Annotated in this window: 20 protein-coding genes; 10 read left to right on the top strand and 10 right to left on the bottom strand. The window is 71.6% G+C overall.

Annotation, left to right across the window (positions count from 1 at the left end; genetic code table 11):
- Window positions 1–16: 16 nt before the first annotated feature.
- The 7 genes from asnB to ACIQ6Y_RS20935 all read right to left on the bottom strand — a co-directional run bounded on the left by asnB (window position 17) and on the right by ACIQ6Y_RS20935 (window position 10,273).
- Window positions 17–1,939, bottom strand: coding sequence for an asparagine synthase (glutamine-hydrolyzing) (asnB, locus tag ACIQ6Y_RS20965; RefSeq protein WP_404040969.1), 1,923 nt, complete (start codon window positions 1,937–1,939; stop codon window positions 17–19).
- A gap of 3 nt (window positions 1,940–1,942) precedes the next feature.
- Complete coding sequence (locus ACIQ6Y_RS20960; RefSeq protein ID WP_404040966.1) at window positions 1,943–3,469, bottom strand: Wzz/FepE/Etk N-terminal domain-containing protein; 1,527 nt, start codon at window positions 3,467–3,469, stop codon at window positions 1,943–1,945.
- Window positions 3,466–4,833 carry a Wzz/FepE/Etk N-terminal domain-containing protein gene (locus tag ACIQ6Y_RS20955; protein WP_404040963.1) on the bottom strand — a complete coding sequence of 456 codons (1,368 nt, stop codon included), beginning with the start codon at window positions 4,831–4,833 and terminating at the stop codon, window positions 3,466–3,468. The genes ACIQ6Y_RS20960 and ACIQ6Y_RS20955 overlap by 4 nt, the downstream gene beginning before the upstream one ends.
- Window positions 4,830–6,095 carry a glycosyltransferase family 4 protein gene (locus ACIQ6Y_RS20950; RefSeq protein WP_404040960.1) on the bottom strand — a complete coding sequence of 422 codons (1,266 nt, stop codon included), beginning with the start codon at window positions 6,093–6,095 and terminating at the stop codon, window positions 4,830–4,832. The genes ACIQ6Y_RS20955 and ACIQ6Y_RS20950 overlap by 4 nt, the downstream gene beginning before the upstream one ends.
- On the bottom strand, window positions 6,085–7,401 hold the full coding sequence (locus ACIQ6Y_RS20945; RefSeq protein WP_404040957.1) for a nucleotide sugar dehydrogenase: 1,317 nt from the start codon (window positions 7,399–7,401) through the stop codon (window positions 6,085–6,087). The genes ACIQ6Y_RS20950 and ACIQ6Y_RS20945 overlap by 11 nt, the downstream gene beginning before the upstream one ends.
- A gap of 67 nt (window positions 7,402–7,468) precedes the next feature.
- Window positions 7,469–8,947 (bottom strand): sugar transferase, encoded by a 1,479-nt coding sequence (locus tag ACIQ6Y_RS20940; RefSeq protein ID WP_404040954.1) that lies wholly within the window; start codon window positions 8,945–8,947, stop codon window positions 7,469–7,471.
- Window positions 8,948–9,445: 498 nt separating this feature from the next.
- The gene (locus tag ACIQ6Y_RS20935) at window positions 9,446–10,273 is read right to left on the bottom strand and encodes an ArsR/SmtB family transcription factor (RefSeq protein WP_404040951.1); all 828 of its coding nucleotides are present in this window, start codon (window positions 10,271–10,273) and stop codon (window positions 9,446–9,448) included.
- A gap of 64 nt (window positions 10,274–10,337) precedes the next feature.
- On the opposite strand from ACIQ6Y_RS20935, the gene ACIQ6Y_RS20930 reads away from it, so the two are divergent.
- Both ACIQ6Y_RS20930 and ACIQ6Y_RS20925 read left to right on the top strand, forming a co-directional pair.
- Entirely contained in the window at window positions 10,338–11,831 is a 1,494-nt protein-coding gene (locus ACIQ6Y_RS20930) for an MFS transporter (RefSeq protein WP_404040948.1), read from the top strand.
- Window positions 11,832–11,896: 65 nt separating this feature from the next.
- Complete coding sequence (locus ACIQ6Y_RS20925; RefSeq protein WP_404040945.1) at window positions 11,897–12,787, top strand: PhzF family phenazine biosynthesis protein; 891 nt, start codon at window positions 11,897–11,899, stop codon at window positions 12,785–12,787.
- Between the two features lie 96 nt (window positions 12,788–12,883).
- Here the strand turns inward: ACIQ6Y_RS20925 and ACIQ6Y_RS20920 are convergent, their stop codons facing one another.
- The gene (locus tag ACIQ6Y_RS20920) at window positions 12,884–14,569 is read right to left on the bottom strand and encodes a ribonuclease J (RefSeq protein ID WP_404040942.1); all 1,686 of its coding nucleotides are present in this window, start codon (window positions 14,567–14,569) and stop codon (window positions 12,884–12,886) included.
- A 246-nt stretch (window positions 14,570–14,815) separates the two neighbouring features.
- Between ACIQ6Y_RS20920 and ACIQ6Y_RS20915 the strand changes: the two genes are divergently transcribed.
- Window positions 14,816–15,457 carry a carbonic anhydrase gene (locus ACIQ6Y_RS20915; protein WP_404040939.1) on the top strand — a complete coding sequence of 214 codons (642 nt, stop codon included), beginning with the start codon at window positions 14,816–14,818 and terminating at the stop codon, window positions 15,455–15,457.
- A 25-nt stretch (window positions 15,458–15,482) separates the two neighbouring features.
- Here the strand turns inward: ACIQ6Y_RS20915 and ACIQ6Y_RS20910 are convergent, their stop codons facing one another.
- Window positions 15,483–16,607 carry an FAD-dependent oxidoreductase gene (locus ACIQ6Y_RS20910; protein WP_404040937.1) on the bottom strand — a complete coding sequence of 375 codons (1,125 nt, stop codon included), beginning with the start codon at window positions 16,605–16,607 and terminating at the stop codon, window positions 15,483–15,485.
- Window positions 16,608–16,678: 71 nt separating this feature from the next.
- On the opposite strand from ACIQ6Y_RS20910, the gene ACIQ6Y_RS20905 reads away from it, so the two are divergent.
- Window positions 16,679–17,359, top strand: a complete 681-nt coding sequence (locus tag ACIQ6Y_RS20905) for a TetR/AcrR family transcriptional regulator (protein WP_404040934.1) — start codon at window positions 16,679–16,681, stop codon at window positions 17,357–17,359.
- A 60-nt stretch (window positions 17,360–17,419) separates the two neighbouring features.
- Here ACIQ6Y_RS20905 and ACIQ6Y_RS20900 read toward each other — a convergent pair whose 3' ends face one another.
- A complete protein-coding gene (locus ACIQ6Y_RS20900; RefSeq protein WP_404040931.1) occupies window positions 17,420–18,049 on the bottom strand; it encodes a hypothetical protein in 630 nt (209 codons plus the stop codon).
- 387 nt (window positions 18,050–18,436) lie between these two features.
- Here ACIQ6Y_RS20900 and ACIQ6Y_RS20895 point away from each other — a divergent pair, with 387 nt between their 5' ends.
- From ACIQ6Y_RS20895 to ACIQ6Y_RS20870, 6 genes are all read left to right on the top strand, one after another.
- A complete protein-coding gene (locus ACIQ6Y_RS20895; RefSeq protein WP_404040928.1) occupies window positions 18,437–19,939 on the top strand; it encodes a sensor histidine kinase in 1,503 nt (500 codons plus the stop codon).
- An 88-nt stretch (window positions 19,940–20,027) separates the two neighbouring features.
- Entirely contained in the window at window positions 20,028–20,432 is a 405-nt protein-coding gene (locus ACIQ6Y_RS20890; RefSeq protein ID WP_404040925.1) for a roadblock/LC7 domain-containing protein, read from the top strand.
- A complete protein-coding gene (locus ACIQ6Y_RS20885; protein ID WP_404040923.1) occupies window positions 20,429–20,785 on the top strand; it encodes a DUF742 domain-containing protein in 357 nt (118 codons plus the stop codon). The genes ACIQ6Y_RS20890 and ACIQ6Y_RS20885 overlap by 4 nt, the downstream gene beginning before the upstream one ends.
- Entirely contained in the window at window positions 20,766–21,386 is a 621-nt protein-coding gene (locus ACIQ6Y_RS20880) for a GTP-binding protein (RefSeq protein WP_404040920.1), read from the top strand. The genes ACIQ6Y_RS20885 and ACIQ6Y_RS20880 overlap by 20 nt, the downstream gene beginning before the upstream one ends.
- Entirely contained in the window at window positions 21,383–22,606 is a 1,224-nt protein-coding gene (locus ACIQ6Y_RS20875; RefSeq protein WP_404040917.1) for a cytochrome P450, read from the top strand. The genes ACIQ6Y_RS20880 and ACIQ6Y_RS20875 overlap by 4 nt, the downstream gene beginning before the upstream one ends.
- A complete protein-coding gene (locus ACIQ6Y_RS20870; protein ID WP_404040914.1) occupies window positions 22,603–23,832 on the top strand; it encodes a cytochrome P450 in 1,230 nt (409 codons plus the stop codon). The genes ACIQ6Y_RS20875 and ACIQ6Y_RS20870 overlap by 4 nt, the downstream gene beginning before the upstream one ends.
- Window positions 23,833–23,869 lie beyond the last annotated feature (37 nt).

Below are 23,869 nucleotides of genomic sequence, written 5' to 3'. Positions count from 1 at the left end.
CGAAGTCCTCTTGTCTCTACGCCGTCAGGGAAGGGGCCTCGCCGGACCGTGAGGTCGCGCCGCGATACCAGTGCTCCAGGGTCAGCACGTGCCACAGATGCTTGGAGAAGTCCCGCTGCCCGGCGGCGTCCTCGGCGACCATCCGCGCCAGCGCGTCGCGGCGCAGGAACCCGGAGCGGACGATCTCACCGTCGTTGACCACCTCGCGCACCAGCGGGGCCAGATCCCGGCTCATCCAGGCACGCAAGGGGGCGCTGAACAGGCCCTTGGGCCGGTACACGATCTCCCGGGGCAGGAGGGAGGTGGCCGCCTCCTTGAGGACGGCCTTGCCCTGCCGGCCGACGATCTTCCGGTCGCCGGGCACGGCGAACGCCGCCTTGACCACCTCGACGTCCACATACGGCACCCGCACCTCCGTCGACGCGGCCATGCTCGCCCGGTCCGTGTAGGCGAGGTTCAGGCCCGGCAGGAACATCCGGGCGTCGCCCAGGCACATGCGGTTGACGAAGTCGTCGAGGTCGTTGTCCTGGTAGACGTCCGCGTGCTCGGTCAGCACGTCGTCGACCGTGGCGGCCAGATCCGGGTCGATCAGGGCGAGCAGCTCGCCTCGGTCGTACATGGTGTAGCTGCGCCGGAACGCGGTCTCCTCCGGCAGCTCGGCGAAGGAGAGGAACCGCTTCGCGAAGCGCACCGACCGGTACCCCCGGCGGCTCGTCGCGACCGGCAGCCGGTCCACGACCGCGGACACCCCGCGCCGCAGAGGCCGCGGGACACGCTGGTAGCGCAGCGCGAGCAGGTTGGCCAGGTGCTTGCGGTACCCGGCGAACAGCTCGTCGGCACCCATCCCCGAGAGCATCACCTTGACCCCGGCCTCCCGGGCGGCCGAGCAGATCAGGAACGTGTTGATCGCGGCGGGGTCGCCGATCGGCTCGTCCAGGTGGTACGTCATCCGCGGCAGCAGGTCGAGCACGTTCGGAGCGATCTCGATCTCGTGCAGGTCGACGCCGAACCGCGCGGCCACCTGCCGGGCATAGCGCAGGTCGTCCGGCATCGCCTCGAACTTGGCGTCCTCGGCGCGGAACCCGATCGTGTAGGCGGAGATCCCGGGCTGGTGACGGGCCGCCAGCGCGGTCAGATAACTGGAGTCGAGGCCGCCGGACAGGAACGTCGCCACGGGTACGTCGGAGAGCAGGTGCCGACGGGTCGACTCCTCCACGACAGCGGCCAGATCCGGCGGCTCGCTCTCCCGGGCCTCGGCGGCGACATCCCGGAGGTTCCAGTACCGGCCGCGCTCCACCCGGCCGTCGGGCCGGCACCGCAGCCAGCTCCCCGGCGGCAGCTTCTCCGCCTCGCGGAACGCGCACCGCGAGTCCGGCACCCAGTAGTACAGCAGCGAGGCCACCAGCGCCCCGGGGTCCACCTCCAGCGACCCGCCGGTCGCGGCGGCGAGCGCCTTGAGCTCGGAGGCGAACACCAGGCCCTCGCCCCGCCGGAGCAGGAACAGCGGCTTGATGCCGAGCTGGTCGCGGACGAGCACCAGCTCGCCGGTGCGCTCGTCGAACATCCCGAACGCGAACATGCCGCGCAGCCGGGGCAGGGAGTCGGTGCCCCAACGCCGCCAGGCTTCCAGCAGCACCTCGCTGTCGGAGGTACCGCGGAAGCGCACCCCGGCGGCCGTCAGCTCGGTCCGCAGCTCGGGCGCGTTGTACAGCTCGCCGTTGTACGTGAGGGCGAGGCCGTCCTTGACCATCGGCTGGGCGCCGGTCTCGGACAGGTCGATGATGGAAAGCCGGCGGTGCCCGAGCTGCACGTCGCCGTCACCGGCCGGGTGGCCGTAGCGGCCCGCCCCGTCCGGGCCGCGGTGGGCGAGGACTTGGGTGAGCCGGTCGGTCACGGCCTTCCCGTCCGGCCAGCGGTAAGTACCTGCGATGCCACACATGTCCTACCGCGCCTCCTGGTCGCTGTCCGGAACCCGCGCCGCCCACATCGGCGGCCGCTCCGTCCGCCGCCGCACTGTGCCGCTCTGCCGGACCGGCCGCTCGTTCTGACCGCGCAGCGCGGTGAGGGGCCCGTCCCACAGCGTGCCGTCGGTCCGGTCACCCGGATCGGGGTCGATCAGCACCACACCGATCACCGAGATGCGCTGGTCCGCGAGCTGCCGCGCCACGGTGTGCAGCCATGCGGCGCTGCCGTGCCCGGCACGCACGACGAGCACGGTCCGGGTGCCGAGGTAGCGGAGGTCGGTCCACGCCGTGCCGGGTGCCACCGAGCCGACGCCGACCCGGAGTTCGTCGTGCGGCACAGCCGCGGCACGCTCGCCGTCGACCACCGTCGGGGCTCCCGGCTTCGGGCGGCGGCCTGCGAGCGGCAGGCCGGGCAGACCGTCGACGACGACCACGGGCCCCTCCGCCGCCAGCGCCCCGGCGAGGTCCAGGGCGATCACGCTCGTGCTGCGCGCACAGCCCAGTTCCAGCAGCGACACCGGCTCCACGGAGGCGCGCACGGTGCGGGCCAGGGACGTGGTGAGCCGTGTCCGTGCCGCCCGGGTTCTTCGGCGCTGCCACAACCGGGCCGGCCCGCGGGGCGCGCGCGGCAGCTCCGCGATCACCGAGGCGCCGAGGTTCGCCGCGATCTCCCGGCGCAGTACGGGCCGGTCCGCCACCACGGCGCCGACCGCGGCCACCGCGAGCCCGAGGACCAGCCCGAGGACCAGCCCGATCGCGCCGTCGGTGCCGGCGGCCCTGGGCAGGGAGTGCCGTACCGCGCGCGGGGCGTCCACGATCTGCGTGCCCGCGACGAGCCGGGGCGTTCCCATGCGCGCTTCCTCGGCGCGCTGGTCGAAGTCGGCGACCCGCGAGGTGAGTTCGGCGCGGCGGGCGAAGAGCGACTCCAGGTTCGCCGACGCCTCCGGGTCGCTCTGCGGCGGTCCGTCGCCGATCGCCTCGTTGACCTCGGCGAGTTCCTTGCTCATGCGGTCACGCTGGTCGAGCAGGGCCTTCGCCTCGGCCGCAGCGGTCTGCCGCATCCGCCGCACATGGTCCGCGACGAACGCGTCGGCCAGCGCCTCGGCCCGGGCCACCGCCTCCGTGTCGCTGTCACCCGTCACATCGATGCGTAGCAGGTTGTTGGTCAGGCCGGTGCCCCGGTAGTCCCGCATGAAGTCCGCCGGGCTCTCAGGGGAGTTGAGGGCCCGCAGGGCCTGGCCGGCGATCCGCGTGGTGTGCAGCAGCTCGACGTCGGTGCGGATCAGCGTTCCGGTGTCGTTCGGCTGGTCCTCCTCATGGGCGACCAGCACCGTGGTCACCGCGGTCGGCGCCGGCGGCAGCAGGACCGCGACCGCCGCGCCGACCAGCAGCCCCAGCAGTGCCAGGGAGCACCACAGGCGGCGGCGCCTGCGCACCGCCACCACCAGCGCCTGCAGATCCAGCAGCGGAGCTGCGGCCGACTCCGAAGTCTTGCCCGTCGTCACACCGAACCTCCCGTCGCGTGGCCGCGCACCGCGAGCGCCACGGTGGCCTCGTCCGCGGGACGGCCGGCCGACCGCGCCGGACGGGCCCGGACCAGGCCGGCGACGACGGTGCCGACGACCTCGTGCCCCGCGTCCGCACACGCCTCGGCGACGCCGGCGAGTTCCTCCGCGGTCCAGCCGCCCGCGCTGAGGACCACGAGGGCACCGGACTCGGTGTCGCGGTCCGGCACCAGCGGCCGGGACACCGAGACCTCCACCATCCGCAGCAGCGGATCGCCCTCGGCCTCGGCGACGAGCTGCCCGGCGGCCCGGCGGGCGACCTCGTCGCCGTCCGGTACGACGACCAGCAGCCGCCGCGGGGCAGGCACCTGCTCCCGCAGGCGCGCACACACCCGCCGGTAGCGGAGCTGCCGTCCGGCCTCGCCGCCGGACGGTTGCGGGGTCGGTACGTCCCACCGGGTGTCGACGCCCAGCAGCCGTCGCATCCGGGCCCGCGGGCCACTGCCCTGCGGCCGGTGCGCGGGCCGTTCAGCGGGTACGTCCACGGTGCCCAGCGGCGTGGAGCCCAGCGCCGCGGCGATCTCCGGTGCGGTGCGCAGCCGGCGACTCACCCGCGCGGCGGCGAGATGGCCGATGACCGCGGCCAGGAAGAACAGCAGCGCCCCGGCGACGATGAACTGCACCCGCGTCGGCGCCGCCTCACCGGTCGGCCGGGCCGCCGGCCCCATGACGACCATGGTGGCCCTGTTCGTCGCCAAGTCGGCCTCGTCCAGCTTTTTCATGGCCTCCTGCAGCGTGGTGCGCAGCTTCTCCAGTTCGGTGCGGGCCTGCACGCTCTCCACGGTCTGCCCCGGATCGGCCGCCTCGGCCAGGTCGGTGATGCGGCGGTTGGTCCGCTCCACCGCCTTGCGCAGCGCCTCGGGCCCGGACGCCGCCTCGGGGTCGGCGCTGTCGCCCGCGAGCCGCGCGGCGAAGGCGACGAACTCCTGGGCCACCTGGTCGGAGAGCTGCTGGGCGCGCGCCGGGGTGTCGGCCGTACCCGAGATCCTGATGATGTTGCCGTCGGCAGCCTTGGCGCTCACCTGGTCCCGCAGGTCGCTTCCCCCCACCCCGGGCCAGCCGAGTGCGGCGGCCGCGCGGTCGACCACCACCGAACTGGTCGCGATCTCCGCCTGGGTCAGCAGCTCGCGCTCCTCCCACGCGCCCGGCAGCAGGACCGATGCCGACGTCGTGTAGCGCGGCGGGAACACCAGCGAGGTGCCGTAGCCGACGAGCGCACCCACCACGACGAGGAGGGTGAGCAGCCGCCGGCGCCGGCGGAGAATCCGCCCGACCGTGACCAGGCGTATCGTGTCATCGCTCAACGGCGCGGCCTCTTCCCTGCCCGGCCCGGGGCGCCCGACGGCACCGGAGGGTGGTCACGGCAGGCAGCGGCGTAGGCGGCGAGCAGCGACGCTTGCGAATTCCGCCAGGACAGCGGCCCGTTGACCCGCTCCTGGCCGATCTTTCCCATACGGGCCCGCTGCTCCGGGTCGTCCAGCAGCAGCGCGACGAGCCGCGCGAACTCGGCCTCGTCGTTCGCGGGCGCGTAGACGGCGGCGTCACCGGCGGAGACGCGCGCCTCTTTCAGGTCGAACGAGACGATGGGCCGCCCCATCGCCATGTACTCCAGGACCTTGTTCATGGTCGACAGGTCGTTGAGCGGATTGCGCGGGTCGGGGGAGAGGCACACGTCCGCGGTGGACAGGTAGCGCACCAGGTCGGCGTCCGGAACGCGCCCGGTGAACTGCACCTGTTCCGTGAGCCCGAGCCGCCGGGACAGCTCCACCATCGCGTCGAAGGCGTCGCCGGAGCCGACGAACACCGCGTGCCAGTCGGTCCGCCCGGCCTCGTCGCGCAGCTTCGCCAGGGCGCGCAGGGCGTAGTCGACGCCGTCCTGCGGGCCCATGACGCCGAGGTAGCACAGCAGATGAGGCTTGCCGCGCTTCAACTCCGGCTCGGGCGGCACGGGTTGGAACCGGTCGGTCTGGGGCGCGCTGCGCACCACGAAGACGTCCTCGGGCCGTCGGCCGCCACGGCGTACCGCGACGTCCCGGTAGCTCTCGTTCGTGGCGAGCACGACGTCCGCGGCCCGGTAGGTCGCCCGTTCCAGCGCGCACACGGCGCGGTAGAGCAGGTCCTCGCCGCGGTCGAACCGGGACAGATACAGCTCGGGCACCAGGTCGTGCTGGTCGAAGACGAAGCGTGCTCCACGCCGCTTCAGCCACAGGGCCGGAAGGAACAGCAGGTCGGGAGGGTTGCAGGCGTGGACCACGTCGACCGGGCCGACCTTGCGGGCCAGCCGGAGCGTGTGCCAGAGCGCCGATCCGTACTCCCGCAGATAGCCGGCCGGCCCTCCCGTGGCGGCGCGCAACGGGTAGCGGTGGATCCGCACCCCGTCGATCACGGCCTCCGGCTCCGTGTCCCGCTTGCTGCCCTGGGGGCAGATGACGTGCACCGTCCAGCCCGCGTCGCGCAGGGTCGTGCACTCCTGCCACACCCGCCGGTCGAACGGCACCGACAGGTTCTCCACCAGAATCAGCGCGCGCCGGTCAGGCCGGTCGCCGCTGACTGCATCACCAAGCAAGGCCCACGTACCCAGGTTCGGCCCGACGCGCCTCGGCGTCGGGGAGGCGTATGAGGTCGACGATCACCGGGCCGCCGCCATGGGGCAGCGCAGCGAGGACAGCAGGGTCCCTGGTCCCGACCAGGCAGACCTCGGCGTGTTCGAGCACCTCGTCGACGGAGTCCGCGAGCAGTTGCGCGAGGTGCGGCAGCCGGGTCTCGATGTACTCGCGGTTCGCGCCGATCAGCCGGGAGAGGCTCACATTGGCGTCGTGGATCTTCAGGTCGTACCCCTTGCCGAAGAGCCGCTCCGCCAGCTCGACGAGCGGGCTCTCGCGCAGGTCGTCGGTGCCGGGTTTGAACGACAGCCCGAACAGCCCCACCCGGCGTTTGCCGGTGCGCTCGACCAGCTCCACCGCGCGCTGCAGATGGTCGGAGTTGGAGGGCAGCACATGGGACAGGATGGGCACCGAGACGTCGGCCCGCTGCGCCGCGTGGACCAGGCTGCGCAGGTCCTTGGGCAGGCAGGAGCCGCCGAAGGCGAAGCCGGGCCGCAGATAGGCGGGGCTGATGTTCAGCTTGCGGTCGGCCAGGAACACGTCCATCACCTGGTGCGAGTCCACCCCGAGCGCCTGGCACACCGCGCCCAGCTCGTTCGCGAAGCCGATCTTCAGGCCGTGGAAGGCGTTGTCCGCGTACTTGATCGCCTCGGCCGTCGGGACCGGCACCCGGAACACCTCGCCGGGCAGGCCGTCGTACAGCGCCAGCACCGCGTCGCCGCTGGCCGGGTCGAGTTCGCCGATGACGGTCTTGGGCGGGTCGAAGAAGTCCCGCACGCTCGTGCCCTCGCGCAGGAACTCCGGGTTGACCGCGACCCCGATGTCCACCCCGGCCGTACCGCCGACGTACTTCTCCAGGATCGGCACCAGCAGGTTCAGGCAGGTGCCGGGGAGCATCGTGCTGCGGAAGACGACGGTGTGCCGCCCGCCCCGCTCGGCGAGCGCGGCGCCGATCTCTTCGGTGACCCGCTCCAAGTACGTGGTGCACAGGCTGCCGTTGGGCTCCGACGGGGTGCCCACGCAGACCAGCGACACCTCGCTGCCCATGACCGCCTCGCGGACGTCGCGGGTGGCGCGCAGGGCTCCGGTCCGTACGACCTCGGCGGTCAGTTCGCCGATCCGCTCCTCGACCACCGGGGCCTTGCCGTCGTTGACCAGGTCGACCTTCACCTGGTTGACGTCCACCCCGATGACCTCGTGACCCATGCTGGCCAGGCACGCGGCCGACACGCAGCCCACGTAGCCGAGCCCGAAAACGCTGACTCTCATGACGCGTTCCTCCCCCCAGGCAGGCCTTCTCGGCCTGCGGGACCATTGGGCAGCTGCCCCCCGCGCATCAGTAGGCCCCCTGCCCGTGGAGGACCGCACGCAGCGTCTTCCACAAGATCACCGTGTCCAGGGCGAGCGACCAGTCCTCCACGTACCGCAGGTCGAGGCGGACCGCTTCCTCCCACGGCAGGTCGCTGCGTCCGCTGATCTGCCACAGGCCGGTGAGGCCGGGCTTGACCAGCAGCCGGCGCCGGATGTCCGGCCCGTACGCGGCGCACTCCTCCGGCAGCGGAGGGCGCGGACCGACCAGCGACATCGAGCCGGTGAGGACGTTGAAGAGCTGCGGGAGCTCGTCGATCGAGTACCGGCGCAGCACCGCTCCCACCCGGGTCACCCGCGGATCCCGGCGGAGCTTGAACAGCAGGCCCGCGCCCTCGTTGCGGTCGGCCAGTTCGGCACGTGCCCGGTGGGCCCCGGAGACCATGGTGCGGAACTTGAGAATGGTGAACTCGCGGCCGTCCTTGCCGACTCGGCGCTGGCGGTAGAACGCCCCGCCCCGGCTGTCCACCAGCACGAGCAGCCCGACGAGCACCATCAGCGGCGCGAACAGCACCAGCAGGACCGCCGCGCCCACTCGGTCGACGACCTCCTTGACCGCCCGGCGGCCCCCGGTGAAGGCCGGCATGCTGACCCGCAGCAACGGGATCCCGAGCACCGCGTCGACGTGCAGCCGCGGGCCGGCCACCTCCATGAGCACGGGCGCCACGACCATCTCGGCGTCGCTGCCCTCGAGGTTCCAGGCCAGCCGCTGCAGCCGGTCCGGTGACCAGTGCGGGTCGGGTGTGACCGCGACGACCCGGTAGCCGTCGCGGCGGACGTGATGGGCCACGTCCGCCAGCCGCCCGACGATCGGCACCCCGTCCAGTTCGTCGTCGACGAGCCCGAGACCGTCCGTCGTGCACACCGCGTCCACCCGCCAGCCGAGGTGCGGGAACTTGCGCGTCCGGGCGATCAGATCGCGCACGGTGTCCCGGCTCCCGGCGGCGAGCACCGGTCTCAGGCACCGCCCGTCCTTGCGCTGTTTGTGCAGCGACAGGCGCAGCAGATAACGCGCGGTCATGGTGACCAGTGCGATCGCGGGGATCGCGACGAAGATCCAGAGTTTGATGTTGCGCGAGGTGAGAGCGATTCCACCGAGCGCCAGTACGACGGTCGCCGTGAAAAGTGAACGTCCGAGCCGGCGGAATTCCTCTGCGCCCTGGCCGAGAACGGCCGGCGCCCATGCGCGGCTCACCGCAAGAGATCCCAGCACCAGCAGTTCGGTGCCGAATGCGAGAATTCCCCACTTCTCGTGCCAGTTGGCCGCGTCCCGGGCCCCGAAAAAGTTGCCGATCGCCGCCACCACGAACGCGGTGGCCACCGTATCGCTGGTGATCACGGTACGTCGGTACCGCTGCTCCCAGTCGAGCGCGGGCCGACTGATCGCCCCGCTCGCCACATGCCCGCTCGCTGACGGAAACGGGCTGACAATTCCCCCTTGCCGCACAGAACCCCCCAGGTCCCCAGTGGTTCGACGTGGTCGCCAAACACTGCCCCCCGTCGGGAGGCCCCCGCCTCCCGCGCCGCGCTGCTCCTCCCCAGCGGGGGCGGTCCACCCCCCGCGCATGACATGCCGGCACATTGAGAGCTGCTTGAACAACCAACCCTGGTGGCAGCAGAACGCACGACCTGGACCCCGTCGAAACCCCGGGTGCTCCCCGCACCCAAGGCCCCTCCAGGGCTCCAGGAATTGATCACCCCCACGTCCGGCCGCCGGAGACGCGACTGCTGGCTTTCACGCAGCGCCGGACCTAAAGATCATTACTGGTCGCCTCACGCCCGAACAGCTGAAGCACGGTCAATCTAGACCATGGAGGCCCTTATGAAGAGGGGATGTGTGGAATTTGTGTTGAGGCTTTGCGGCGGGCTCAAGTGATCGATGATCGCTAATGCGTTCCTTTTGCGCCATCGCACAAAACGCGCCGCGTGGGCGCGACTGGCCGGTCTACTGGTCGGCGACCACCACTCCGAGGGTGCGCTCGAGCCCGAGGGCGCCCTCGTCGGTCAGGTGCACCACCCGCGGGATCGGCCCCCACCGCACCCAGTCGAGTGCGAACAGCCGCGCCGTGAGGGCTGCGCCGAGTCCTCCGGCGAGATGGTGCTGGTGTTCGCTCCAGTCCACGCAGTAGCGGATCGCGGGGCGGCGCGGGGGCAGGCGGTCGGTGTCCACGCCCAGTTCGGCGAGCATTGCGGGCCCGGCGGGGGTGAGTTCGTACCGGACGTCGTGGCCGTACGACGACGGCCGGTCGCGTACGGCTTCGTGGGGCCGGTGGACGCCGTCGTGACCGGTGAGGACGCCCCGTTCCAGCAGGCCTCGCATCAGAGCCACGCCCAGCCGGCCGGCGAGGTGGTCGTAGCAGGAGCGGGCGCGGTGCAGGGCGTTGGTGCGGTTGCTCTGCTTGAGCGAGGTGATGGCCAGCGGTGGCGCGATCAGGGCGAGGCACTCCAGAGCGGCGCTCACGTCCGGGCCGGCGAGCCGGTAGAAGCGGTGTCTGCCTTGCCGCTCGACGGTGAGGAGTCCGCCTTCGACGAGTTTGGCCAGGTGCACGCTGGCGGTCGCGGCACCGATGCCCGCCTCACCGGCCAGGGCGCTCGCGGGCAGTGCGCGTCCGTCGCCCAGGCACTTGAGGATCCGAGCGCGCGACGGGTCGGCGATGAGAGCGGCGGCACGGGCGATGTCCGTCTGGTGCCTGAGCGGCGGCCCGCCCTGGCGCCCGGACGGCACGGCGGCGGCCGTCGAGCGCGGCTCGTCGGGGCGGCTGACGTTCGGCATGGACTCAGCGTAGAACGGCGATACTTCGTCGGGTGACGAAGTATCAGGCGGCGATGCTCTGCTCATGACCAGCGCACCGGTTCCCCCCACCGCACCCGTTCCCACCACGGTCCAGGACCGGCCCGGCGACCGGGACCCGGCACCGGCCGGCGCCGCCACCGGGAAGGCGGCCCCCCTCGCCCGCGCGCCGCTGATCGCGCTCAGCCTCGGCTACTTCCTCGTGATGCTGGACGTCACCGTCGTGAACGTGGCGATCCCCGACATCCGGACCTCGCTGGGCACGGGCCACTCCGCACTCCAGTGGATCGTCGACGGATACAGCACCGTCTTCGCCGCACTTCTGCTCCTCGGCGGAGGAACGGCCGACCGGTTCGGGCACCGCCGCGTGTTCCTCTGTGGCCTGGGCCTGTTCACCGCGGCTTCCGCCGCCTGCGGCCTGGCCACCGCCTCCGGGCCGCTCATCGCCGGACGGCTCGCCCAGGGCGCCGGAGCGGCCCTGCTCGTGCCCGCCTCCCTCGCCCTGCTCCAAGTCACCTTCCCCGACCGCGCGTCGAGGTCCCGCGCCATCGCGGTCTGGGGAGCCGTCGCGTCGCTCGCCTTCGGCGCGGGGCCGGCGGTCGGGGGGCTGCTTGTCTCGGGCTTCGACTGGCGCTCGGTGTTCTGGCTGAACCTGCCGTTCGGCGCGCTCGCCGTCCTGCTGACGCTACGTCACATTCCGGCCTCCGCGCCCCGGTCGAGTAGGCGGAAGGCGGACCCGATGGGCCAGGTGCTTGCCGTCATCGGCCTCCTCGGCGTGGCCGGCGGCCTCAACGAGGCGGGCTCGTACGGCTGGACGTCCCCACTGGCCCTCTCGGTCCTCGGCGCCGGCGCCGCGGCCCTGGTGGCCTTCGTACTGCTCGAACGCACCCTGGAATCGCGCTGCGCACAGGGCCGCACCCGGCGCGCTCCGCTGCTCCGGCCGTCCATGTTCCGCTCCGGCGCCTTCACTTCGACCGTCGCGATCGGCATGCTGATCAGCCTCGGCTACTACGGCATGCTCTTCATCGCCACCCTGTACTTCCGGCAGGAGCACCACCTGAGCGCCCTGGAGACCGGCCTGGCCCTGCTGCCCTCGGTGTGCATGGGGCTGGCCACGGCTCCGCTGTTCAGCCGCATCGCGGCACGCACCGGGCCGTACGTCCCGATGGCCGCCGGCCTCTTCCTCGGTACCGTCGGCTTCCTCGGCTGGCTGCCGGCCGGGCCCGGCGCACCGTATCCCGTCCTGCTCTTCGCGCTGATGGCCACCGGCCTCGGCCAGACCATGACGGCCCTTGCCGCCGTCTCCGCCGTCGTCGAAGCCGCTCCGCCGTCCGACGCGGGGATCGCCACCGCCGTCCTCAATGTGTCGCGGCAGATCGGCAGCGCCGTGGGCGTGGCCCTCTTCGGCACATTCGCCGCCACGGCGGACGACTTCGCCTCCGGCCTGCATCTGTCGGCGGCTGTCGCGGCGGGTACGTTCGCCCTCGGTGGTCTGCTCGCCCTGTCGGCCCGGCGCCGAGCCGACGGAGTGCCTGCCTGACCGCCGCGGAGACAGTCCTCGACGTCCCCGCCCATTGTTCCCTGGACCGCAAGGAGTTGCCCCTTATGACGTCATCGCACCGCAGCCCCGAGATACTCCGCTACACCGCGTTCTCCGCCGACCCCGCAGGAGGCAACCCCGCCGGTGTCGTCCTGGACGCCACAGGGCTGACCGACGAGGACCAGCTCGCGATCGCGGCGGAACTCGGCTACAGCGAGACCGCTTTCCTGACCGCGCCACCGAGGGAACTCGCCGGTCACGAACGGGCGTACACCGTCCGCTACTTCTCCCCGAAAGCCGAAGTCTCCTTCTGCGGACACGCCACCATCGCCACGGCCGTCGCCCACGGCGAACGCCACGGCCCCGGCGACCTCGTCCTCGCCACGCTCGCCGGTACGGTCCCGGTGACGGTGACTCAGGCGCCTGACGGCACCCTGCGCGCGACCCTGACCAGCGTCGAGCCCGCCGTCCACGAGGTGACGGAGAAGGACGTCACCGAGGCGCTCCAGGCGCTCGGCTGGTCCGCCGCCGACCTCGACCCGGCCTTCCCGCCGCGGATCGGCTACGCCGGGGCCCGCCATCTGATCCTGGCCGCCGCGACCCGCGCGCGACTGGCGGACCTCGACTACGACTTCGAGCGGCTGAAGGCCTTCATGACCTTTCTGGACCTCACCACCGTGCAACTGGTGTGGCGCGAGTCCGAGACGGTCTTCCATGTGCGCGACCCCTTCCCCGTCGGCGGGGTGGTCGAGGACCCGGCGACGGGCGCCGCAGCCGCGGCCTTCGGCGCCTACGCACGCCAACTGGGCCTGGTGCCCGAGGAATCGGCACTCGTCCTGCACCAAGGCGAGGACATGGGCCGCCCGGGCGAACTGCATGTCACGCTGCACGCCGGCGACGCGCGCGTGCGGGTGAGCGGCACGGGGATGCGGATTCCGGAGACCACGGCGGGGTAGCGGCCGCGGTCGCCGTTCCGACGGACCCGCCGATGACAGAGCGGCCCCGGACGCGCGTGCTGGAGGGCACGGGCGCCCGGGTGGCCGTGCTGTGGCTCAGGCGTCGATGATGACGGGGATGATGAGCGGCTTGCGACGGTAGGTGCGGAACGCCCAGTTCGCCACGGAGCGGGCGATGAGCTGTTCGAGCTGGCGCGCGTCCCCGACGCCTTCCTCGGCCGCGGTGGCCAGGGTCTTCTCGATGACGGGGATGACCGGCTCGAAGGTGGCGTCGTCGTGGACGAAGCCGCGGGCCAGGAAGTCCGGGGCCTCGGCGAGGGCGCCGGTGTCCGCGTCGACGATCGCCACCACCGTGACCACGCCTTCGGCGGCGAGGGTGAGGCGGTCCTTGAGGGAGGCTTCGGTGGCGCCGCCGACCTCCATGCCGTCCACGTACACGTTGCCGGCGGGGACCTTGCCGGTGATGGACGCGCGCCCGTCGACGAGGTCGACGACGACGCCGTCCTCGGCGATGACGACCCGGTCGGGGTCCACACCGGTACGGATGGCGAGGTCGCCGTTGGCCCGCAGGTGGCGCCACTCGCCGTGCACGGGCATGACGTTGCGGGGCTTGACGATGTTGTAGCAGTAGACGAGCTCGCCGGCGCTGGCGTGCCCGGAGACGTGCACCTTGGCGTTGCCCTTGTGGACCACGTGGGCGCCCCAGCGGGTCAGACCGTTGATCACCCGGTAGATGGCGTTCTCGTTGCCGGGGATGAGCGAGCTGGCCAGCAGGACGGTGTCGCCCTTGCCGATACGGATCATGTGGTCGCGGTTGGCCATGCGTGACAGCGCGGCCATCGGCTCGCCCTGCGAGCCGGTGCACACCAGAGTGATCTTGTGGTCCGGGAGCTTCTCCAGCTCCTTCGTGCTCACGATCAGACCGGACGGGACCTTCAGATAGCCCAGGTCACGGGCGATGCCCATGTTGCGGACCATCGACCGGCCGACGAAGGCGACCTTGCGGCCGTACTGGTGGGCGGCGTCCAGGACCTGCTGGATGCGGTGCACATGGCTGGCGAAGCTGGAGACGATGACCCGACGCGGCGCGGTGCGCATCACCTGCTCGATCGCCGGGTTCAGCTCACGCTCGGAGGTGGTGAAGCCGGGTACTTCGGCGTTGGTGGAGTCGGTGAGGAACAGATCCACACCCTCCTCGCCGAGGCGGGCGAAGGCGCGTAGATCGGTGATGCGCTCGTCGAGAGGGAACTGGTCCATCTTGAAGTCGCCGGTGTGCAGCACCATGCCGGCGCTGGTGCGGATCGCGACCGCGAGGCTGTCCGGGATGGAGTGGTTGACCGCCACGAACTCGCAGTCGAAGGGACCGAAGCCGCGCCGGTCGCCCTCGCGCACCCGCACGGTGCGCGGTCGGATGCCGTGCTCCTTGAGCTTGGCCTCCAGGAACGCCAGCGTCAGCTTGGAGCCGACGAGGGGAATGTCGGAGCGCTCGCGCAGCAGGTACGGCACGCCGCCGATGTGGTCCTCGTGGCCGTGGGTGAGCACCACGGCCACGATGTCGTCCAGCCGGTCCCGGATCGAGGTGAAGTCCGGCAGGATCACGTCCACGCCGGGCTGTGTCTCCTCGGGGAACAGCACGCCGCAGTCGACGATGAGCAGCTTGCCTGCGTGCTCGAAGACGGTCATGTTGCGGCCGATCTCCCCCAGGCCGCCCAGGGCAGTGACCCGCAGCCCTCCCTCGGGCAGGGGTGGCGCGGCTTTCAGCTCGGGGTGCGGATGACTCATACCTTGACGTTACCCGGAGAGTGGGACGTGGTGATCCATTGCCCCTGTGATCTCTTCCTCGTGATGGGTCGGGACACCTGCCGCGGGTACCCCGGGACGGTCCTTCCACGGACTGGTTTCGGGTGCTCCAGGCCAAGAGGCGGACAGGGCTGTTGGCCGCCCTGGCCCGCCCTCCGAGACCACCGATGGCGGCGACAGGTCTCACCCCCTGGCGCGGTGACCTGGGCCAGGTCGTAATCTGCGGCCATGACTGACACCTCGACGCTGACTCCCCGTGAAGCCTTCGAGATGCTGCTGGCCGGCAACCAGCGGTTCGTCGCAGGCATACCGGAACACCCCAACCAGGACGCCGAACGCCGCTCCGAGATCGCACCGGCCCAGAACCCCTTCGCGGTGCTCTTCGGCTGCTCCGACTCCCGCCTGGCCGCCGAGATCATCTTCGACCAGGGGCTCGGCGACCTGTTCGTGGTCCGTACAGCCGGCCACGTGACCGGGCCGGAAGTGCTGGGCAGCATCGAGTACGGGGCGAGCGTGCTGAACTGCCCCCTGGTGGTGGTCCTCGGCCACGACTCATGCGGCGCCGTCGCGGCCACCCGCGCCGCCGTGGAGGACGGAGTGACCGCGCCCGGGTACGTACGGGACGTCATCGAGCGGGTCACGCCCAGCGTGCTGGCAGCCCGCTCCGCCGGCCTCACCGGGGACAGCGACATCATCGCCGAGCACACCCGGCACACCGTCGACCTGCTGCTGGACCGTTCCCGGGTGCTCGCCGACCAGGTGAAGGCCGGCAAGACCGCCGTGGTGGGCCTGTCCTACCGGCTGGCCGACGGCAGTGCCCACCTGGTCACCACCCGCGGCCTCGACGTCACCGCCGACTCCGCATCGTGACCCAGGACCGCCGGCCGTCGCGCCATCACTGACGAGGGTCAGGCTGGAAGAAAGCGAGCATTTTCCGGGCGGCGTCGGGCGATGCCAGAATTTCCTGGATGTGCGCGGACTGCCGGCCGGCGGCGCTGGTGCGTTCGAACATCTCGCGTTCGTACTCCTTGACGGCGGAGGGAAAGTCGTCCGGGTGCGCGGCCAGCGCGAGGCCCAGCAGGGCGCCGTCGAGCAGCGCCATGTTGGCGCCCTGCCCCACCGGCGGCATCAGGTGCGCGGCATCGCCGAGCAGGGTGACGCCCGGCGTCGACGGCCAGGTCAGACCGACCGGGAGCGTGGTGATCGACCGTGGCAGGACCGTGTCGTCGCAGGCTGCGATCAGTGCGGTGAATCGTGGGTCCCAGCCGGTGAACAGGTCGATCAGCCGCGTCCGGGCGGCGGCGGGGTCGTCGAAGGGGATCCCGCTGGTGGCGAACCAGTCCTCGCCTGTGTCGTAGAAGCTCAGGTAGACGCGTACGCGGCCGTCACCGTTGCGCTGCGCCGCTAGGGACTGTCCGTCGCCGAGCACCCAGTAGTTGCCCCGTCCGACCATCGCCGCGAGGTCGGGGCGGGTGCGGTCGATGTCGGGAATGCCGAGCTCGACGACGTTCTGGCCGGTGTGCGCCGGCCGGGCGTCGGTGAGCAGCGGCCGGACAGCGGAGCCCGCGCCGTCGGCGCCGACCAGCAGGTCGTACGTCGCACTGCTGCCGTCGGTGAAGTGCAGCAGGCCGTCCTCGGCGTGTGCGAACGCGTGCCCCCAACGCACCACATGCTCGGGCAGTGAATCCAGCAGCAGGTCACGGAGGTCGGCGCGGTCGACCTCGGGTCGATCGAGCGGGGCGTCGTCGGGTGTGTCCTCCTGCAGCAGCAGGGTGCCGTCCGGCTCCAGAAGGCGCAGGTCCTGGCCTGCGCGACGGGCAACCGCCTTGAACTGGTCGATCAGGCCGGCCTCACGCAGCGCTCGCTGACCGGTCCCGGCGTGCAGATCGAGCATGCCGCCCTGCCCGCGCGCGTGGCGCGACGGCTCCCGTTCGTACACGAGGGCGTCGATGCCGTTCAGATGCAGCACACGGGCGAGAGCCAGGCCGCCGAGCCCGGCTCCGACGATGGCGATGGTCATGGTTGCCTCCCCTTCGATACGCCGTATAGGCCGATACACTGTATCGCGCCATGCGATGTACTGTTGGCCGCATGTTGGTGTGGGAAAGGCCGGAGCCGCCGAATCGACCTGTGCCGGCCCCGCTGAACCGGGAGCGGATCGTGCGAGCGGCGATCCGGCTGGCCGACGCGGACGGCCTGGAGGCGGTGTCGCTGCGCAAGGTCGCCGCCGCGCTCGGCGTCGGGCCGATGCGGCTGTACAGCTACATCGACAGCAAGGAGGAGTTGCTCGACCTGATGGTCGACGCGGCCTATGCCGAGATCCGGCCGGTCGGAAACGGCTGGCGCGAGGTGCTTCGGTCCCTTGCCGAAACCACCCGCCAGGCCGCACACGAGCACGAATGGCTTGCGGATCTGCTCGGCGGGCGACCGCAGCTCGGACCGCACGCGCTCGCCAGAGGCGAGGCCGTCGTGGCCGCGCTGGACGGCGTCGACGTGGACGCCGTCATGCCGGTGGTCACCGCGGTCGACGCGTACGTGATCGGCGCCGTGCGCCGCGAGATCGCCGCGAAGCGCGCCGAGCGGGCCACCGGAATGGACGAGAAGCGCTGGCAGGCTTCCCTCGGTCCCTATCTGGAGCGGACCTTCGCCACCGGCCGATTCCCCGCGCTGGCCACGGTGGTGCGCGACGCCGCCCACCTGGACGCCGACGACACCTTCCGGATGGGCCTCGACTTCCTGCTCGACGGCATCGAAGCCGGCGTCTCAAGGTGACGTGCGGCCCGACGGGCAGACAGCGCAGCGGACCTCCTGCCCTACGTCACCCTCCTCGGCTCACTCGTCTCCGGCGGACGGCGCGTCCTGCGCGGGGGCGTCCGGCTCAGCGGCGGTGCCCGCGGAGGTGTAGAAGACGGATGAGCCCTGCTTGCTGCGCTGGGCCTGGTTCTTGGCCACGAGTCCTTCGAGTGTGGTGCGTACGACGTTGGTCTTGATGGTGCGCTCGGGGTGCTGCTTCTCCAGGGCGCTGGCGACCTCGGCGGCGGAGCGGGGCTCCCGCTGGTCCGCGAGGTGTTCGCGGACGAGGGCGACGAGCTTCGGGGCGGCGGGCTGTGAAGTCGCGGCCTGCGTGGTGGTGCTCTTCCTGCCCGGGCGCTTCTTGGCGGCCGCTGCGGGCTTCTGGGCCTTGCTCTGCCGGGCCGGACCGGACCTCGCCGCAGGCTTCTTCCGCGGAGCGGGCACCGCCGTGGCAGGTGCGGGTGCGGCGGTCTCCGCCGAGGTGCCCAGGGCCTGCTGGATGGAGGCCAGGACACTCTGGTTGTGCTGAAGGGCCGTCAACTGCGCCTGAAGGGCCTCGATCTCACCACTGAGACGTTCCTGCTCCTTGAGGTTGCGCTCCAGGTCACTGGTCACCTGGGCGCTGTACTGCGAGGCCACGTCCGTTGTGCCCGTACTCGTTTCGGCCATGCTTCTGCCACCCTTCTTTGATGTCACCGCTCGCGGCGAGCGAGCCTGTGACGTATGCGAAGTCCAACGCGTCTGCTGTTCCGCCTGGTACCGCACGACCTGTAGCGGTTACTGCTGCACAGGCATGTCGTAGTGATGGTACGGAAACGGGGCCCTCGTTCACCGAGGTATGGCAAGAACCCTTCGGCTCCTGCTGGGATCGGCCCCAATTCGACGAACATCAGCTCGGGCAGGCGGCGGATGGACAGTGGATTGACATAACTGATGACAACCACAAAGAATCCACTCGCCCTCACCCACCAACTCAACAACTGTGGACACCAGTTGCCGTACCGGCGGATTCGCGCCGCCGATCCCGCGCTGGGCCACCGCAGAGGACCACGCTGCATGACTGCGCCCAGCCGCCCGGGCCGACGCCCCGGCATACGAACGGTGCTGCCGCCCGCCCTGGCCGCTGCCGTGCCGGCCCTCGCGTTGGTGGGCGGTACGGCGATGACGATCGTTCCGCCGGAAGCGCGCATGGAGTTCGCATCGGGTGGCGGGACGCTCGCGGTGCTGCTGGGTGCCGCCGTGGCGGTCGCCGCGCATCACCGCATCACCGCCCGCGTGCTGCAGGGCCGGCTGGACGCCGTCAGCAGCGACCTCGGACGGCTGCTGCAGGACAAGGCCAGCATGCAGGCGGAGTTCGACCAGGAGCTGGAGCGCCGGGCCGACGAGGCCGCGCTCGACCGGCGTAGGGCGGCCGAGGAGCTCGAAGGTGTCCGCGGTGAGAGCGCCCGGCTGGCCGAGCGGGCCCGCCAGGCGGAGTCCGAGCGTGCGGCGGCGATCTCCGCGACCGCCAATGCCGCCGCGCGACTTCAGGCCCTGGCCAACGGCATTCTCGCCGACCTGCGCACGATGGAGGAGAAGCACAGCGACGAGGAGGTGCTGGCCGACCTGCTCCACCTGGACCACCGTACGGCGCAGGCCGGTCGCGTCGCCGACTCCGTCGCCGTGCTGTCCGGCGCCCGCTCCGGCCGGCGCTGGGCCCGTCCCATCCCCATGGAGTCGATCCTGCGGGGCGCGATGGGCCGTATCGGCGGCTACCGGCGGGTGCGGGTCCACTCCACCAGTGAGACCGCGGTCGTCGGACATGCCGCCGAGGGCGTGATGCATGTGCTGGCCGAACTTCTGGACAACGCCACGAACTTTTCCCCGCCGACGTCCGAGGTGCATGTCTACGTGGAAGAGGTGCCGGCCGGCGTCCTCGTCTCGGTCGAGGACAGCGGGCTGGTGATGAGCGATGTCCAGCTGCGGCGCGCCGAACGCGCGGTGTCGGGCGACATCACCGGGCTCGGCGGTCTGACCGGCACGCGGCTGGGACTGGCCGTCGTCGGCCGGCTCTCCCGCAAGCACGGGCTGAAGGTGTCCTTCCGCCCGTCGGCCCGGGGCGGCACCGGCGTACTGGTGCTGCTGCCGCAGGACATCCTCACCGCCCGGGACGAGCCGCCCCTGGCTCCGCCGGCGACTGCGCCCGGTGCCTCCCACGACGTCGCCGAGACCGCTGCCCCGGACCCGCACGACACACCCGTACACACCACCGCGGCTCCTGCCGATCTCCCTGCGCGCTCCGCCCCAGCCGAGGCCGGAAGCGGCTCCGCCGAGCAGCCGAGCGCGACCGGAGGCCTGCCGCGGCGCAGCCGGGGCCGCACCCTCGCCGAGGCCGAGCGGTCCCGCGCACACTCCGCCCGTACGGCGGAGCAGAGCGCGGCGCCCACCGACATCCCCACGCGAGCAGCCAGGTTCAGCAGCTTCCGTGAGGCGGTACGCGGGGCGGCCCCAGGCTCCCTGGACGACGGCGACTCACCGGCGCAGCAGTCCGGAGCCCAGCCCGGGACTCCCTCCGTATAGGCCGCACAGTCCGTACGAACCGTCTGCCGCCGGGCGTTGTCCCGGCGGGCGCCGATCACCCCTCGTATCCGGAAGGCACTACCACCCCATGACCGGCACCACCACCGACGAGAAACTCACCTGGCTGATCGAGGGCCTGCTGGAGCGCACCCCCGGCGCGCGGCACGCGCTCGTCCTCTCCCGTGACGGTCTGAAACTGTGCCGCACCCCGGAACTCTCCACGGACCAGGCCGATCAGCTCGCCGCGATCGCCGCCGGCATCCAGTCGCTGTCCCAGGGGGCGTCGATGGAGTTCGGCGACGGCAGTGGCGGCGTCCGCTCGGCGATGACCGAGTTCTACGGCGGTGTCCTGTTCATCGTCGAGGCCGGCGAGGGAGCCCACCTCGCGGTCGTCACCACCGAGGAAGCCGACCCGGGGCTGGTCGGCCACCACATGAACGAGCTGGTGGAGCAGCTCGGCGATCACCTGCGCGCCGAGCCGCGGACGTCATGAGCCGCCCCGGCCGGGACGACGCGCCCGACCGGCTCTACACCGTCACCGGCGGCCGGAGCCGGAGCGCACCGGACTCCCCGTTCGACCTGGTGACGCTGGTCGTCGCGGAGTCCGCGCCGGTGCCGGGCATGCAGTCCGAGCACGCGGCGATCCTCCGGCTGGCCGAGCGTCCCACGGCCGTGGTCGAGATCGCCGCGGAGCTGCGGCTGCCGGTCGGCATCACCCGGATCCTGCTCACCGACCTCCTCGACCAGGGCCGCGTCAGCGCCCGCCACCCCCGCAAGCCCACGTCCTCCGGCTTCCCCGCCCCCGACATCCTGGAACAGGTGCTCGTTGGACTCCGCAACCTCTGACGCCCGCACCCCGCTGGCCGCCTCCGCCGACAACGGTCTGAAGATCGTGATCGTCGGCGGCTTCGGCGTGGGCAAGACGACCATGGTCCGTTCGGTGAGCGAGATTCGCCCGCTCAACACCGAGGAGACCATGACCCGAGCCGGTGAGTCGGTCGACGACATCCGTGAGGTGCGCGGCAAGACCGCGACGACGGTCGCCTTCGACTTCGGCCGCATCACCCTGGACGCCCGCAACGTGCTGTACCTGTTCGGCGCGCCCGGCCAGGAGCGCTTCTGGTTCCTGTGGGACCGCCTCTTCTCGGGCACCCTCGGCGCGGTCGTCCTCGTGGACACCCGCCGAATCGACGACTCCTGGTACGCCATCGACCGCCTGGAGCACCACGGCACCCCGTTCGTCGTCGCGTGCAACGACTTCGGCGGCCCCGCGCACACACCCGCCGAGATCCGCGCGGCACTCGACCTGGACCCGCACGTCCCCCTGCTGCACTGCGACGCCCGCTCCCGCGAGTCCAGCAAGCAGGTGCTGATCGCGCTCGTCGAGCACATCAGCAACCAGTACGCCGTCCCGCACCCCGGCCGATCTCAGGAGCTGGTCCCGTGAACAGCATCCCCGTACCTCTGGGCGGGCCCCGGTTCCAGACCGAACCGGCCCGGCTCTACCGGGAGATGCGCCGCGAGCACGGGCCGGTCGTCCCGGTGCTGCTCGACGGCGACGTACCCGCCTGGCTGGTGGTCGGCTACCGCGAACTGCACCAGGTCACCGGCGACCCGGTCCTCTTCAGCCGCGACTCCGACCTGTGGAACCAGTGGGACTCGATCCCCGGCGACTGGCCGCTGCTGCCGATGATCGGTCGTAAGCAGCCGTCCATCCTCTACACCGTCGGCGAACGGCACCGGCAGCGCGCCGGGATGATCAGCGACGCCCTGGAGGCCGTCGACCCCTTCGAACTGCGCACCCATTGCGAACGGTTCGCGGACGAGCTGATCGACGGCCTGTGCGGCAAGGGCGAGGCCGACCTCGTCGGGGAGTACGCCATGCTGCTTCCCGTACGGGTGCTGGCCCGGCTCTACGGCTTCTCGGAGGAGGAAGGGCCCGCGCTGGTCGCCGCGCTGAACGACATGATCGACGGGCGGGAGCGGGCCATCGAGGGCCAGCAGTACCTGGCCGCGTCGATGGCGGCCCTGCTGGCGGAGCGTCAGGCCGCGCCGGCCCGCGACGTCGTCTCCCGGATGCTCGCCGACACGAGCGGGTTCACCCCGGAGGAGATCGCGCAGGACCTGATGGTGATGATGGCGGCCGGTCACCAGCCGACGGCCGACTGGATCGGCAACTCCCTGCGGCTGATGCTCACCGACACCCGCTTCGCGGCGTCCCTGTTCGGCGGCCGCAACAGCGTCGCCGAGGCCATGAGCGAAGTGCTCTGGGAGGACACGCCCACCCAGAACGTGGCCGGCCGCTGGGCCTCGCGCGACACCCGGCTCGGCGGACGGCCGATCCGCGCCGGCGACATGCTACTGCTCGGTCTCCAGGGCGCCAACGACGATCCGCAGGTCCGCACCGACGGTGCCACCCTCACCGGCGGCAACCAGGCCCACTTCTCCTTCGGCCACGGCGAGCACCGGTGCCCCTTCCCGGCCCAGGAGGTCGCCGAGGTCATCGCCCGTACCGCCATCGAAGTCGTGCTGGACCGGCTGCCGGACATCGACCTGGCGGTACCGGCCGACTCCCTGACCCGTCGCCCCTCGCCCTGGCTGCGAGGGCTGACGTCACTGCCCGTGCGGTTCACCCCGACCCCCGCCCTTGGAGGCACCCCCACATGACGACCGGCACCGAACTGCCGCGTATCGCCCTGGACCCCTTCGTCACCGACCTCGACGCCGAGAGCGCACGGCTGCGCGAGGCGGGCCCGCTCGCCGCGGTCGAGCTGCCCGGCGGCGTGCCGGTGTGGGCGGTCACCCACCATGCCGAGGCCCGGCAACTGCTGACCGACCCCCGCCTGGTGAAGGACATCAACGTCTGGGGAGCCTGGCAGCGCGGCGAGATCCCCGCCGACTGGCCGCTCATCGGGCTGGCGAACCCGGGCCGGTCCATGCTCACCGTGGACGGCGCCGACCACCGCAGGCTGCGCACCCTGGTGGCACAGGCCCTGACGCCGCGCCGCGTGGAGCAGATGCGCGAGCGCATCACCGACCTCACCCGAACCCTGCTCGACGAGCTGCCGGACGACGGGGAAGTGGTCGACCTCAAGGCCGCGTTCGCCTACCCGCTGCCGATGTACGTGATCGCCGACCTGATGGGCATCGACGAAGCCCGGCTGCCCCGGCTGAAGGTGCTGTTCGAGAAGTTCTTCTCCACGCAGACCCCGCCGCACGAGGTCATCGCCACTCTCACCGAACTCGCCGGCATCATGGCCGAGACGGTCGCCGGCAAGCGGCAGCAGCCGGGTGACGATCTCACCAGCGCGCTGATCGCCGCGTCCGAGGACGGTGACCGGCTCACCGACGAGGAGATCGTCTCCACCCTCCAGCTGATGGTGGCGGCGGGCCACGAGACGACCATCTCCCTGATCGTCAACGCCGTCGTCAACCTGTCCACCCACCCCGAACAGCGAGCCCTGGTGCTGTCCGGCGCGGTCGACTGGTCCGCCGTGGTCGAGGAGACCCTGCGCTACTCGACGCCCACGTCGCACGTACTGATCCGCTTCGCCACCGAGGACGTACCGGTCGGCGACCGCGTCCTGCCCGCCGGCGACGCGCTCATCGTCTCCTACGGCGCCCTCGGCCGGGACGAGCAGGCCCACGGCCCGACCGCCGGACAGTTCGACATCACCCGCACCCCGGTGACCCGGCACATCTCCTTCGGCCACGGCCCCCACGTCTGCCCGGGCGCCGCGCTCTCCCGCCTGGAGGCCGGCGTGGCCCTGCCCGCCCTGTACGAGCGCTTCCCGGACCTCGACCTCGCGGTACCCGCCGCCGAACTGCGCAACAAGCCGGTCGTCACCCAGAACGACCTGTTCGAGCTGCCGGTGAGACTGACCGACAAGTGAGGCCCGGCCCCGCGCCTGTGCTCCGACCGGTTCCGGT

This window comes from Streptomyces sp. NPDC096205, from assembly GCF_044763135.1.
Lineage (GTDB): Bacteria > Actinomycetota > Actinomycetes > Streptomycetales > Streptomycetaceae > Streptomyces.
Note: the sequence above shows the minus strand (reverse complement) of the source record. Positions and strands in the feature narration are given on the sequence as shown.

Excerpts from the sequence above, each read along its gene's own strand:
- asnB (WP_404040969.1), bottom strand. The coding sequence starts at position 1,939 with ATGTGTGGCATCGCAGGTACTTACCGCTGGCCGGACGGGAAGGCCGTG.
- ACIQ6Y_RS20945 (WP_404040957.1), bottom strand. The coding sequence starts at position 7,401 with ATGAGAGTCAGCGTTTTCGGGCTCGGCTACGTGGGCTGCGTGTCGGCC.
- ACIQ6Y_RS20935 (WP_404040951.1), bottom strand. The coding sequence starts at position 10,273 with ATGCCGAACGTCAGCCGCCCCGACGAGCCGCGCTCGACGGCCGCCGCC.
- ACIQ6Y_RS20930 (WP_404040948.1), top strand. The coding sequence starts at position 10,338 with ATGACCAGCGCACCGGTTCCCCCCACCGCACCCGTTCCCACCACGGTC.
- ACIQ6Y_RS20925 (WP_404040945.1), top strand. The coding sequence starts at position 11,897 with ATGACGTCATCGCACCGCAGCCCCGAGATACTCCGCTACACCGCGTTC.
- ACIQ6Y_RS20920 (WP_404040942.1), bottom strand. The coding sequence starts at position 14,569 with ATGAGTCATCCGCACCCCGAGCTGAAAGCCGCGCCACCCCTGCCCGAG.
- ACIQ6Y_RS20915 (WP_404040939.1), top strand. The coding sequence starts at position 14,816 with ATGACTGACACCTCGACGCTGACTCCCCGTGAAGCCTTCGAGATGCTG.
- ACIQ6Y_RS20910 (WP_404040937.1), bottom strand. The coding sequence starts at position 16,607 with ATGACCATCGCCATCGTCGGAGCCGGGCTCGGCGGCCTGGCTCTCGCC.
- ACIQ6Y_RS20905 (WP_404040934.1), top strand. The coding sequence starts at position 16,679 with ATGTTGGTGTGGGAAAGGCCGGAGCCGCCGAATCGACCTGTGCCGGCC.
- ACIQ6Y_RS20900 (WP_404040931.1), bottom strand. The coding sequence starts at position 18,049 with ATGGCCGAAACGAGTACGGGCACAACGGACGTGGCCTCGCAGTACAGC.
- ACIQ6Y_RS20895 (WP_404040928.1), top strand. The coding sequence starts at position 18,437 with ATGACTGCGCCCAGCCGCCCGGGCCGACGCCCCGGCATACGAACGGTG.
- ACIQ6Y_RS20890 (WP_404040925.1), top strand. The coding sequence starts at position 20,028 with ATGACCGGCACCACCACCGACGAGAAACTCACCTGGCTGATCGAGGGC.
- ACIQ6Y_RS20885 (WP_404040923.1), top strand. The coding sequence starts at position 20,429 with ATGAGCCGCCCCGGCCGGGACGACGCGCCCGACCGGCTCTACACCGTC.
- ACIQ6Y_RS20870 (WP_404040914.1), top strand. The coding sequence starts at position 22,603 with ATGACGACCGGCACCGAACTGCCGCGTATCGCCCTGGACCCCTTCGTC.